The sequence below is a fragment of the Paraniabella hibiscisoli genome, assembly GCF_022512515.1.
In the GTDB taxonomy this organism is placed as follows: domain Bacteria; phylum Bacteroidota; class Bacteroidia; order Chitinophagales; family Chitinophagaceae; genus Niabella; species Niabella hibiscisoli.
The window spans coordinates 156658-169262 of sequence record NZ_JAKWBK010000002.1 but is presented as its reverse complement, the minus strand read 5'-3'; the positions used below and the strand labels follow the sequence as shown (position 1 = coordinate 169262).

Sequence of the window (12605 nt, the reverse complement as noted above, 5' to 3'; positions counted from 1 at the left end):
TCTGATGAAAAAAATAGGTATATATTTCGCAATAGCAGCGTTGGCTTTAGGTCTTGGCGCCTGCAATGACGAATGGAAGGATGAATTGTACACACAGATGGTATCGTTTAAAGCCCGACTTACCTCAGAAGGGGTTTCAGAAGTGTACCTGCGGTATAACAAAAATGGAGAAGTAACCTACAACCTGCCTGTAATTGTAAGCGGATCAACAAGCAATCACCAGGACCTGTATGTGAAAATAGAAGTGGACCCCGATACGCTAAGTATTTATAACAGGGAAAAATTTCAATACCGGACAGATTTGTATTTTAAACAACTACCTGAGCAGTTTTACCAGTTATCGTCGCCTACCTGTTTTATTCCGCAGGGGTCCCATACTGAAAACTACCCTATTAAGTTTAGGTTTGACGACCTCGACCTGGTTGAAAGGTATGTATTGCCGCTGACCATAAAAGACGACCCTTCTTATATTTCCAATACCCGTAAAGGCTGGAGAAAAGCGCTATTGTACATAAGGCCATTTAACGATTTTTCGGGTAATTACTCTGCAACCTCTATGAATGTATACCTGGATGGACAAACTACTTTTCCGTTAGTGTCCAGTACAAGAACAGCATGGGTGGTAGATGAGAGATCCGTATTTTTCTATGCCGGTGTATTCGAAGAGAAATCTGAAGCGCGTGGAGCCTACAAAATTGTGATGGATTTTTCTACTCCGGTTACACAGGCCGACGGCACCAAAACGGGTACTTTGAATGTATACGCCCCTAACAGTGATATTAATTTTGAGTTGACAGCTCCGGCAACTTACCAGATACGTGAAGTAGTAGACCCTACAAAAAAATACCTGGTAACCCGTTACTGCACAGTGAATCTGAAATATAAATATGATGATATCAGTACAGTTCCCGGTAAGAAAACCAGGTACAGGGCTGATGGTTCAATGACCATGGCGAGGTTGATCAATACCCTGATACCAGACGAAGACCAGGCTATTGAATGGTAAGTAAACAATTTAGTAAAAAGCAGTAGGAGTGAAGACTACGCTTCATCAATTTACCCGGAACATCATACTTTTTTAAAGTGATGTTCCGGGTATAGTATTTTTACAATTTCAATATGAGCTATAATAAGAAGCCTCTTCATAAACATAAACTACTCGCAGCGTTAGTGCTCATTACCGCAGCTAAAGTGGCAGGACAACCTTCATCAGCTATTTATTCCAGCTGGCAACCAGGGTTTACAAAAACCTTGCATAAAACGCATGACATGGCTTTGCCGGCATGGGGACCTTATTCAACTCGTTTTAACGGGATATCGCATGTACCTGCTGAAAATACAGGGTTACGATTTGACGTAATCGTTCAACCATCGCTTTACTTTAGAAATGTTACACCGTTAGGAAGTACACAAAGAGAGACGGATATCACCCCTGGCAAGCCAGTGCGGATCTTTCTTATTTTTCTTATCGCTTTGAGCTGGAGTGGAAAGACCGCGTTTATAGCGATGTTGCATTTAGCAAGGTGGATGAAAATACCAGGCTGATCAGTGTAGATTTTGTAAATAATACCAACACTACCCGGAGTATGGCCTTAAACCTGTTTACCAGCATCATGTATCCATACAGTAAAAGAATAAAAATGGAAGCACCGGCGCATGTCTCCTTACTCAGTGCAGCAGATTATACCAGCTTCACGGATTCAATTACCGACTCCAAATACAACCTGGTATATGATGGACAGCTACGTGGTCAGATAAAAGACGAGAATGCTGTGAGCACAACAGCCGTAGTAATAGGCAAAAATCCTGGAGAAAAATTACACTATAGCTTAAAGAGTAGCAAAGCTATTCGCAATGGAGTGATGCTGCTTCGTTACCGATCCATCGATGCAACAACAGCCAGGCTACAAATACAGGTAGGTGATCAATTACTGCAACCTACAGAACTGAAGGTTGCCAAAGATTATACGCTTGCTACTGTAGCCATAAAAAATATACCTGAAGGAACTTTAGGCATGCGCATTAAAACCTTAAACAAGGCAAAACTTGCTTTAGATGCTTTAGTTCTGGCCAACGATAAAGACCTGCCATCCATTGGTTTTAAGGAAGACGTCATTAGTTACGTTCCCCGGGAAATAAAAACGGAGGTTTCAAACACGGCCGTTTTTAAATTCGACGATATCAACGGTTATTACGGCTTAGTTTGGGATGATTCATTGGCAGACAGAAGGGTAATAGTCGATGATAATCCTGATAGAGTCCTGGCTTATTTTGACCACCTGGTAAAAAAGGAACATAGGTCATCAGCCAAATCAAGAATCAACGGAAACAACAAGGGACATTTTGAAAACCTATTTTCTGGACCAATTCTAGTACAACCTCAACAAAAAAGGAGACAGTACTTTTATATAAGCTACGGGAAAGATCAGAAAGAAGTACTGGATAAAGTAAAAGCATTTAAGTCGCGATGGAAGGAAGCGGATAGTATAATAGAACAACAAAAACAAATCGCAAATCAATGGTCGGTTAACAAAGCGGGAACGCCTTACCTTTTCAGTCAGCAGCTTATGGCAGCTACTACTTTAACCAATGTTAATTATCCCACTTTTGCTGGAAATCAATACCTGAAACATACTACACCCGGCAAGCGCTGGAGCGCCTTCTATACCTGGGATGCGGGCTTCATTGGCCTGGGCTATGCTACATTAAATTTAGGGCGGGCTTTGGAAAGCCTGAATGCTTATACGATGGATAGCTCTGAGCAATCTGCTTTTTTGGAACATGGAACACCGTTACCGGTACAGGCATATTTGTATAACGAACTATGGAACCAGACCCAGAACAAAGAGATGCTGCAATACTTCTATCCGCGCCTTAAACGATATTATAATTTCCTAAACGGTTTAGAGCATTCACCTACCCGCAAGCTACAGTCTAACCTGGTCCAAACCTGGGATATTTTTTACAATTCCGGCGGATGGGATGATTACAGTCCGCAGGTTTTTATGCACGCGAACAAACTCGCAAAATCGACAGCGCCCACCGTCAACACCTCACATCAGATCAGGTTTGCCAAGTTGCTAATGATGGCGGCTTCCGAATTAGGCTACAGGAACGATATTAAACAGTACGAAGCAAATATAAAAGACTATAGTGCTGCCTTACAAAAGTATTCATGGAATGAGGCTTCGGGCTACTTTGGTTATGTAACACATGATAAAGAGGGCAAGGCTGCTGGTATATTAAAACACGCATCGGGTGCAAATTTTAATATGGGACTGGATGGCATTTCTCCTTTAATTGCTGGTATATGCAACCAGGACCAGACAAGACGCATCTTAGACAATGTCTTTTCAAAAGAACATCTTTGGACGGACCAGGGTATTACGGCTATTGACCAGTCGGCACCCTACTATAACAAAGATGGCTATTGGAACGGGAGGGTATGGATGCCACACCAATGGTTTATATGGAAGGCTTTGCTGGATGTGGCAGAACCGCAAAAGGCGATACAGGTAGCTCAAACAGCCCTGAATGTTTGGAAAAGGGAGACAGACGATTCGTATAATTGCTGGGAGAATTTTAGCGTGGAGACAGGCAACGGTGGAGGCTGGCACCAGTTTGGCGCATTATCTTCGCCTGTATTGAATTGGTTTAGCTCTTTGTATAAACCCGGAACTATTACGCACGGGTTCGATATCTGGCCTGTGTCGCAGTCATTTGGTACCGATCAGTCTGGCTTTAAAGGGGTATTTAAATTATTTAACGGATCCAATAACCAATCATTCTCGATGTTGGTCTGTTTGAATGATAATTATGAATATGCAGCTATTTGCAACGGGAAAGAGCTTCATTTGACTAAAGTATTAGACGGATTGTATACATTTACCATCACGCCAGGTAAAAGGATCATAATATTTTTAGTATAGAACTTACAAAACGATAGCAATATTTTTTGACCGGTATCCATCAGTTTTGTTATCATCAATGAATGAAAGCTGATGAGGCGATAAGACAAAGAAATCAATATGGAAAGAAGATCATTTATAAAGAATGCAGGATTATTGGCAGGGGCTGCCCTGGTTACGGATCTGGAATCTTTTGCTGCCAACCAGCAATCGGTTATTAAACTGGGTGTTGTTGGATGTGGTGATAGGGGCAAGGGTATGATGCATGTGGCGGAATCATTGAAAGATAAGTTTCGCATTACCGCCATTTGTGATGTACTTGACTTTCGCCTTACGGAAGCCCGTAAGATTGTTAAAACAGGTACTGTAGCATCTTATAAAGATTATCACCAGTTAATGAATGATAAAGACGTGGATGCTGTAATTGTTGCAGTACCATTGAATATGCATTTCCCTGTAGCTGAAGCTGTTTTGCAGTCCAACAAACATCTGTATCTCGAAAAAACAATGACCTTCGATATTCCACAGGCAATGAAGCTCGTGCAGATGTCCAAAGAACGCCCCAAACAGGTTGTACAAATAGGCCACCAGTATCGCTATTCACCGCTTTATTATAAAGTGAAAGATATGATAGCGAATGATGTATTAGGAAAAGTAAACCAGATAGATTGCCGCTGGGACAGGAATGGCACCTGGCGCAGACCCGTGCCTGAACCTTCGCTGGAGCGTCAGATTAACTGGAGAATGTATAAAGAGTATTCAGGCGGATTGGTTGCCGAATTGCTATCCCACCAGATTGATTTTATCAATTGGGCTTTTGATACACATCCCACCGAATTTCATGCAACCGGCGGTATAGATATTTTTAAAGATGGACGCGAAACCTACGACAATGTGCAGGTCATGTTCCGTTACCCCGAAGCAGGCATTATTGGTAATTTCGGCTCTACCTGTGGTAATGCGTATGATGGTTATCTATTTAAAATAAAAGGAACTAAAGGTTCTATCTCTCTGTTAACAGATAAAGGTGTTTTTTACCCGGAGAAAATTGCCGGACCTAAAAAGGAAATTGTCGATGGTGTAACAGGTGCATCAAAAATTGCCTGGAATAAAGACGGTGGCGCACCTATTTTACCAGAGCCCACCAAAGACGGTACCTGGTATGCGCTGATAGATTTTCATAAAGCTGTCAGGTCGGGCACATTACCGGATTCCAATGTTTATACCGGAGCCCGCACCGCAATATGTGTGCATCTGGCTAACCAGGCTTTATACAATAAAGAAATACAATACTGGAAGAAAGAGTATTCGGAAATGAATGCTTAAGTCTTTTTTAATAAGTAGTTTTGATGCCCGGTTGTACAATGCTACCGGGCATTTTTCTTTTTATCAATGTTATCAGATATGGAAAATATAATAATCTGCAGCGCTACAACAGATGATTGGGTTGTACTGCAGGAAATAGGTCGAAAAACCTTTTATGAGACGTTTGCGTCAAGCAATACGCCAGAGAATATGGAAAAATATTTGAAGGACGGCTTTTCGGAGGAGAAATTAAGAAAGGAACTCAATAATGAAGATTCACAGTTTTATCTCGCTTTGCTAAATCACCGGGTGATCGGATACTTAAAACTGAATCTCGGCCTGTCTCAAACAGAAATGCAGGATAGCAGCAGTTTGGAAATTGAACGGATCTATGTGCTGCAGGAATTTCAGGGAAAGAAAGTAGGACAGGTATTATACTCAAAAGCCATGGAAATAGCATTACATCTAGATGTAGATTATGTATGGTTGGGTGTTTGGGAAGAGAACAAAAAGGCAATCAGTTTTTATACGAAGAACGGTTTCATTGCATTTGATCAGCATATTTTTAAACTGGGCGATGAGGAACAAACAGATATTATGATGAAGAAGATCTTAAAAGCCGATCCATCATAAAACTAATCCTTCCGTTATGTATACTCCCAACAACTATACTTTTAATAACCAGCAAGAAATGGTAACGTTTATGAAACGTTACAGCTTTGCAACCATGGTTACTAATATGAATAACAAACCGGTAGCTACTCAGTTACCCTTTGTGATAACTGATAGCGGAGATCGCTTGCTATTAAGTTCGCATTTTGCAAGGGCCAATGAACAGGCCCAATATATCGGGGATCAAACTTCCCTGGTTATTTTTTTTTTCGGAACCCCATGCCTATATATCACCGGCTCATTATGATAAGAAAGAAAGTGTTCCCACCTGGGATTATGTAGCCGTTCATGCTTATGGTACTGCAAAGATCATAGAAGAGGAGCAGGAAAAGATGCAATTGTTGGAGCAGATGATCGGCTTTTACGAACCCGGTTACCAGGAACAATGGAATAGCCTTACGGATAAATTTAAATCAGGAATGCTGAAAGGCATAGTAGCTTTTGAAATAGAAGTAACGGAACTTCAGGGACAGAAAAAACTCAGCCAGAATAAAACCAGTGTAGAACGGCAAAGAATCGTAGCACAATTACAGCAAAGCAATCAGGGGGTAGAAAGAGATATTGCAGGTTATATAAATGAATTGAGGTAACTATGTTCTCAGTAACGACACGCTTCGCAATTCCGGCATTGAGTAATTGCCACAGATAGCACAGATGTTTTTCTCTTACTAATAGTTTCCTAGCGACTTAGCTTCCTGGCGGTTAAAACAAACTATCAGCTCGCGTCGCAAACAGTATAGATGACAAGCTGCATGAGGCTCAAGCTAAAAAGGCCGCCCGTTGGAGCAGCCTTCAAAATGGATATAATTTCGGTTTATTGATTCTGTTGTACCTGCACAATTTTAGAGTAGGATTTGCTACCATCCTTATCTACCTGCGCTACACGGATGTAGTAAGATTGATTATTGCTAACAGCATCACCCGATTTACTACAGCCGGTTATGGTAAGTCCAACAGTACCAAGTACCGCTAATCCCAACATCCAGGCTTTCTTGCGGCCTAAATTAGAAAAGGGGATCAACGCTAGACCGATCAATGACCAGGCTGCAATAGGTAAAGCAGCATCGGAAGTCCACTGGTAGTGTAGAGTCTCGTCGCTATTACCGTTGGTAGTTTTAGAGGCAACCGTTGCAATTTTTGTAAATTGCTGACCATCGGTCGAAGCTTCTATTTCGAAATGGCTGTTGGCGGTTTCTTTTTCGGTAGTCCAGCTTACATTCAATTGATTGTTTTTCACGGATGCGGTTACTGCTCTAAATGTCACGGGTAATACCAATCCAGCATCCTTTACCCACGTGAAAGCATCGACACCCATGTATTGGTAATTTCCTCCAAGAGTTAGCTGGAGTTCATCAATTACATATTGCTGTAATTCTGTCCATTCAAATTAGTCATGTCTATAAGTGTGTAGCCGTTAGTGGTGCCCAGTGCCGTAGCAAATCCGGTAGTTTTGGTTTGGGCAAATTTAGTTACGCCGCTTAATTTTCCTATAACATTGAGCGTGCCTGTCACCGTCCCCAGCCTTGCAAATACGTCGCCCAAATACACCCAGAAGCGGTTAATCTTAAAAAGATTAGAAGTGGTTTTGATGCTAAAGGAAGAGTTTAACAAAGTATTGTCGACACCATTAGTCGTTCCAGAATTATCTATATAAGTATCGTCGTTGGCAGTCCCTGTCCAACCTGTGCCCGGGTAGGTTCCCTGGATACTAAATCCTCCTCGGTGGCTAATAATATTGAAAATAACACCGTTATCAGTAAAGCTTTTACTTAAATCTGTTTCATTGGTAAATTGTTCAGTGCTGGTTTGGGCAAAAGAAAGCGTAGCAGCCAATAAGCCGCCAAGAGCTAAAAGAAAACATTTTTTCATGATGATGATTTAGAGATGAGTTGCTGCAACAGAAAGAATGGCCGGTCTCTCTCATAAACAGCCGCACGAAGTTAGAATAAAAATATTTATATCACTAAAAAGTGAATTATATTTTTTGAAATTGACGATAATGTAGTGTCAGCCTATGTAGGATAGGGTGTGAAAATTCAATAATAAAATAAAAATCACCAGTTTGTGAGTTAAAGTAGATTCCGCTGGCTAAAACAATCCATTCCCGGATATCTGTAATTTCCAGCAATGTTTAATTTATGTGAGGGTAAAAACGTTATTCGCCAGGGATGGCACTCATTCACAGGCAGCTCAATTAATAATAATGGCAGCTATATGTTCGAAATTAAATGATTGTGCCTGCACCGCTGGAAAGCGGTAGTGTCAATATACAACGCAAGGGGCAAGCTCGCCTTTCTCAGCTAAATCTGCCATCTAATATCCAGTATCTAATATCTAACATCCGTCACCTGTCATCTTCTCTCATCTGTCCTCTAATCTGCCACAATCACTTTCACGCCCATTTTTTCGATCTGCGATACAGTCGAACGGTTCACCTGGCTATCAGTAATAATATAATCGATCTGCTCCAGGTTGCATATTTTACCCAGGCCGCGGCGATCAAACTTGCTGCTGTCTGCCAGCACCACAATCGTTTGTGCCAGTGCAATCATTTTCTGGTTCAGGCTGGCTTCCATAATATTAGTGATGGTAAGGCCATGATCGAGGTCGATGCCATCCACTCCCAGGAACAATACACCGCAGGACAGCTCTTCCAGTATTTTCTCGGCAAAAGAGCCGGCGGTAGAAGAGGAGCTTTGGTGCACGAGTCCGCCTAGTTGCAATACTTCTATATTGGGACGGTTACAAAGTTCTAATGCAACTTTTAAGGCTGGCGTAATCACGATAACTTTTTTCAGGATGCAGTGCCCTTGCCAGTTCGTAAACAGTTGTACCTGATCCAATCATGATGGAATCATTAGGACCTATAAGACCCAGGGCCGTTTTAGCAATGCGTTTTTCTCGTCCGATTTAATAAACTCCTTTTCATTGATGGGGCGTTCAATGGCATAGGGGTTCTGCATCGACGCGCCACCACGGGTGCGGAACAATAGTTTTTTGTCTTCTAATAATTTGAGGTCTTTACGTACGGTTACGCCGCTAACATTCATTTCCTCTATCAACTGGGGTATGCTCAGCTTCCCGTTTTCCTGCAGCTTCTGTAATATCAGTTGGTGACGCTCTGTAATTGACTTCATAATATGGGTTGGATTGATAGTGTTCAAAGGATTCATGTAAATCCTCTTTCAGTTATTTTTCAATTGTTGCAAAAATGTATAGAAATACTCAAAACTTCAAAGTCTTTAACAAACTTCCCTTAAAATTAATATTGGGCGCTTGAAAATAGCCGGAAATTAGTTTTAAAAACTTTTTTATGTTTTATTTTGTTTAATTTAGTTAAATTATATTACATTTGATTTCGATTGCTTGTTGAAATAAAGCTTTATCTGGCACTAATAATAAGATATATTGAAACGATTGCTTTGTTTTTTCAGCTTTGCCCTAATAATTTGTTGACAAATCGGTAACAATTTGTTTAAATATGTTTCATTGTTTTGTTTTTTAAAACATTTTGAAACATTATTTGAAATAAAATTTAATTGAACAACCAATGCCTTTACAAATGATCATGCCTCAGAAAAGAAATCTGCCACCACCACGAGACCGGATTTCTGACAACCATCTACTATTGATTACTTCCAATAATATATTTATGAGAAAGCTATCATCCCGGAAACTAATTGCTACTATAACGGGCTTTTTTTAGGACTACTGCTGGTGATGCCGGTATCGGTTTTTGCCCAAAGCCGTACCATCAGTGGTAAAGTAACTGATGACAAGGGTCAGCCCTTGGCCGGCATATCGGTAACCATCGACAGCTCGGGCGTTGGTGCTACCACAAATGCACAAGGCGCTTACACCATTAGCTTTAATAAAACGGATGCCAGCCTGGGCTTTACGGGTGTTGGCTACCTGCCCCGATATGTATCCATCGGCGATCGTTCTGTTATTGACATTAGCCTGGAACCCGATATAGCTAACCTGAGCGAAGTGGTAGTGGTTGGTTACGGCACGCAAAAAAGTAAACGTAACCGGATCCGTATCACAGATAGGCAGCGAGCAGCTCGAAAGAAGACCTAATCTCTCCACTTCAGCCGCCCTGCAAGGCCTTGCCCCTGGTGTAACAGTAACCCAGCAAACCGGTTCTCCCGGCGGTGATGCCGGGCAGATCCGGATAAGAGGGATCAATTCTTTTGGAGGTTCTAATAGTGCGCCGCTCGTGATCATTGATGGGGTAGCAGGCTCCATGGACGATGTAGACGCCAATCTTATTGAATCGATCTCAATATTGAAAGATGCTGCTTCTGCTGCTATATATGGTTCAAGGGCTGCCAATGGTGTGATACTGATCACCACCAAACGGGCAAAAGATAAAATGTCGGTATTGTACCGTGGCTATATTGGTCAGCAAAGACCTACTTCCATTCCTAAAGTAACAGATGGCCTGACTTATATGCAGGTATTTAATGATGCCAGCATGAATGATAATGGGATTAAAGTTTATAGTGATGCCGATATCGAAGCGTTCAAAAAGAAATATGCGGAGAATCCATCTAACTACGACTGGCAGGATGCCATTCTGCAAGGCAATGGTTTTACACACAATCATTTTATTTCTTTAATGGCCAATAGCGGCATCGTAAGAGTGAATCCATCTCTGAGCTATGCCGATCAGAATGGTATTATCAAAAACACGAATTTTAAAAGATATGTGTTTCGTAATAATATGGACATCACTCCAAGTGAAAAATTCAATATCAAATTCGATATTGCTGTAACCAATAAGAACCGCAGGCAGGTAGCTTCTGAAGGAACCATCTGGAATTACCTGGGCCGCATGCCAACCAATATACCCATCAGGTACGGCGACCTGTGGTCGGATGGATGGGTAAAGATCAACCCGGTAGCCTATATCGATGAGGGTGGCAACCGGGGTACGAATAACCTGGATTTATATGGTAACCTGAGCCTGAATTATAAACCTGCGCCCTGGCTCTCGTTAACCGGTATGGTAGCGCCCCGTTATGTTACCACCAACGTGCACAATTTCACCAAAAGTGTGATGACGTATATTGAAGATGGCTCTGCATCCGGTGCAGCTAACACGTTTACGGATCTTACCGAAACTTCTTACCGTTATTTGTATGGTACTTACCAGTTCTTTGCCAATGCGCAAAAAAGCATAAAGAATCATAACCTGAACCTGATGGCGGGTGCATCGCGGGAAACATACGATGAGAAATACCTGATGGCCTATCGCCGTGATTTTACTTATGATGATTACGAAGTGATCGGCGCTGGCGCAGATAATGCCACTAAGGACAACAACGGCTCGCGCGACCAATGGTTGCTGGTTTCCTCCTTTGGCCGTTTCAACTATGACTTTAAAGGCAAGTACCTGTTTGAAGCCAATATGCGCTACGATGGTACATCGAGATTTATTAAAGCCAATCGCTGGGCGGCTTTTCCTTCTTTTTCTGCAGGATGGGTGCTGAGCAAAGAATCTTTTATGCAGGATCTGCGACCAGTAGTAAGCCTTTTAAAGCTAAGAGGCTCCTGGGGTAAGTTGGGCAACCAGAATATTGGCAGTTCCTACTATCCTTTCTCCGAAACATTGAACCTGGGTAGCATATCTATGGGTAACCAGATCTACCAGATGATATCGCAAACCAATATGTCCAACCCCGACCTGCGCTGGGAGGAAACTACCATGAAAGGCATTGCCTTAGACGCAACACTTTTCAATAAGTGGTCGTTTACCTACGAATGGTACGATAAGGTAACAGATGGTATTTTGTTGAAATTAAATACTTCTCAACTTACCGGGTTGTCTGCCCCTTACCAGAACGCCGCCGTGGTTTCTAACAAAGGCTGGGAATTTTCTACCCGGTACGACGACCAGTTTGGAGATTTTAAATTAGGTATTGGCTTCAACCTTTCGGATGTAAAAAATAAGATTACCGACATGAAGGGACAAACCTCAGGTGCTTTACTAAGACAGCAGGAGGGATATGCGATCAATTCCATCTATGGCTATATCGCCGAAGGACTTTACCAGTCGCAGGAAGAGATCGACAAAGGTCCTGTACAGTTTGGCACATTAAAGCCAGGTGATGTACGGTATAAAGATATTGCCGGTGCTTTTGATGAGAGCGGCAATGCGATCCCCGACGGCAAAATAACCGACCTGGATAAAGTGATCATCGGCAGCACCATTCCCCGCTATACCTATGGTGGCAACCTCGACCTGAGCTGGAAAGGTATCAGTTTTAGTGCCTTTATACAAGGGGTTGGTAAAGCTGATGGTTATTTGAATGCGCATTACGTGATTCCCGCCGCAAATTCCAGCGCTATTAAACCTGGCAACTGGATTATTGGAAACCAGATAATACGGATGCTGCACTACCAAGAGTATCCATTACCTCCACCAACAATACACAGAACTCTACCTTGTGGATGAGAAGCGCGTCCTACCTGCGTTTAAAAAATATACAACTGGGGTATCAATTGCCAAGACAGCTGGTAAACAGTATTAAACTAAAGGATGTATTCATCTATGTGAATGGTCAGAATCTCTTAACCAAGACCAGGTTTTATGAAGGTTACGATCCGGAGATCAATTACAATGCCGCCGTATCTGACGGGGTATCGCTTGGAGATGGCAATTACTATCCCCAGGTTAAGACATTCACTTTTGGTGTAGATATTAAATTTTAAACC

General features: G+C 42.0%; 11 protein-coding genes and 2 pseudogenes. 9 read left to right on the top strand and 4 right to left on the bottom strand.

Annotation, left to right across the window (positions count from 1 at the left end):
- Nucleotides 1–4: 4 nt before the first annotated feature.
- From MKP07_RS29355 to MKP07_RS29330, 6 genes and pseudogenes are all read left to right on the top strand, one after another.
- Nucleotides 5–1006 (top strand): DUF4973 domain-containing protein, encoded by a 1002-nt coding sequence (locus MKP07_RS29355; protein WP_240851470.1) that lies wholly within the window; start codon nt 5–7, stop codon nt 1004–1006.
- Between the two features lie 113 nt (nt 1007–1119).
- Nucleotides 1120–1545, top strand: coding sequence for a hypothetical protein (locus MKP07_RS29350; protein WP_240851469.1), 426 nt, complete (start codon nt 1120–1122; stop codon nt 1543–1545).
- Nucleotides 1524–3929 carry an MGH1-like glycoside hydrolase domain-containing protein gene (locus tag MKP07_RS41525; RefSeq protein WP_240851467.1) on the top strand — a complete coding sequence of 802 codons (2406 nt, stop codon included), beginning with the start codon at nt 1524–1526 and terminating at the stop codon, nt 3927–3929. Before MKP07_RS29350 ends, MKP07_RS41525 begins: the two co-directional genes overlap by 22 nt.
- Before the next feature lie 99 nt (nt 3930–4028).
- A complete protein-coding gene (locus MKP07_RS29340; protein ID WP_240851465.1) occupies nt 4029–5234 on the top strand; it encodes a Gfo/Idh/MocA family protein in 1206 nt (401 codons plus the stop codon).
- Between the two features lie 78 nt (nt 5235–5312).
- Complete coding sequence (locus MKP07_RS29335; protein WP_240851463.1) at nt 5313–5846, top strand: GNAT family N-acetyltransferase; 534 nt, start codon at nt 5313–5315, stop codon at nt 5844–5846.
- Between the two features lie 16 nt (nt 5847–5862).
- Nucleotides 5863–6475: pseudogene (locus tag MKP07_RS29330) on the top strand (FMN-binding negative transcriptional regulator).
- Nucleotides 6476–6699: 224 nt separating this feature from the next.
- Here MKP07_RS29330 and MKP07_RS29325 read toward each other — a convergent pair.
- The 4 genes and pseudogenes from MKP07_RS29325 to MKP07_RS41515 form a co-directional block, all read right to left on the bottom strand.
- Nucleotides 6700–7161 (bottom strand): hypothetical protein, encoded by a 462-nt coding sequence (locus MKP07_RS29325; protein WP_240851460.1) that lies wholly within the window; start codon nt 7159–7161, stop codon nt 6700–6702.
- Nucleotides 7162–7241: 80 nt separating this feature from the next.
- The gene (locus MKP07_RS29320; protein ID WP_240851458.1) at nt 7242–7754 is read right to left on the bottom strand and encodes a hypothetical protein; all 513 of its coding nucleotides are present in this window, start codon (nt 7752–7754) and stop codon (nt 7242–7244) included.
- 503 nt (nt 7755–8257) lie between these two features.
- Nucleotides 8258–8732 (bottom strand): annotated as a pseudogene (locus MKP07_RS41520) (DeoR/GlpR family DNA-binding transcription regulator).
- A 17-nt stretch (nt 8733–8749) separates the two neighbouring features.
- On the bottom strand, nt 8750–9058 hold the full coding sequence (locus MKP07_RS41515) for a DeoR family transcriptional regulator (protein ID WP_317236135.1): 309 nt from the start codon (nt 9056–9058) through the stop codon (nt 8750–8752).
- A 547-nt stretch (nt 9059–9605) separates the two neighbouring features.
- On the opposite strand from MKP07_RS41515, the gene MKP07_RS29310 reads away from it, so the two are divergent.
- Genes MKP07_RS29310 through MKP07_RS29300 form a run of 3 tightly spaced genes read left to right on the top strand, consistent with a single transcriptional unit; the run spans nt 9606 to nt 12602 of the window.
- The gene (locus MKP07_RS29310; protein ID WP_240851456.1) at nt 9606–9965 is read left to right on the top strand and encodes a carboxypeptidase-like regulatory domain-containing protein; all 360 of its coding nucleotides are present in this window, start codon (nt 9606–9608) and stop codon (nt 9963–9965) included.
- Entirely contained in the window at nt 9886–12345 is a 2460-nt protein-coding gene (locus tag MKP07_RS29305) for a SusC/RagA family TonB-linked outer membrane protein (RefSeq protein WP_240851454.1), read from the top strand. Before MKP07_RS29310 ends, MKP07_RS29305 begins: the two co-directional genes overlap by 80 nt.
- Nucleotides 12342–12602, top strand: coding sequence for a TonB-dependent receptor (locus MKP07_RS29300; protein ID WP_240851452.1), 261 nt, complete (start codon nt 12342–12344; stop codon nt 12600–12602). Before MKP07_RS29305 ends, MKP07_RS29300 begins: the two co-directional genes overlap by 4 nt.
- Nucleotides 12603–12605: the final 3 nt, after the last annotated feature.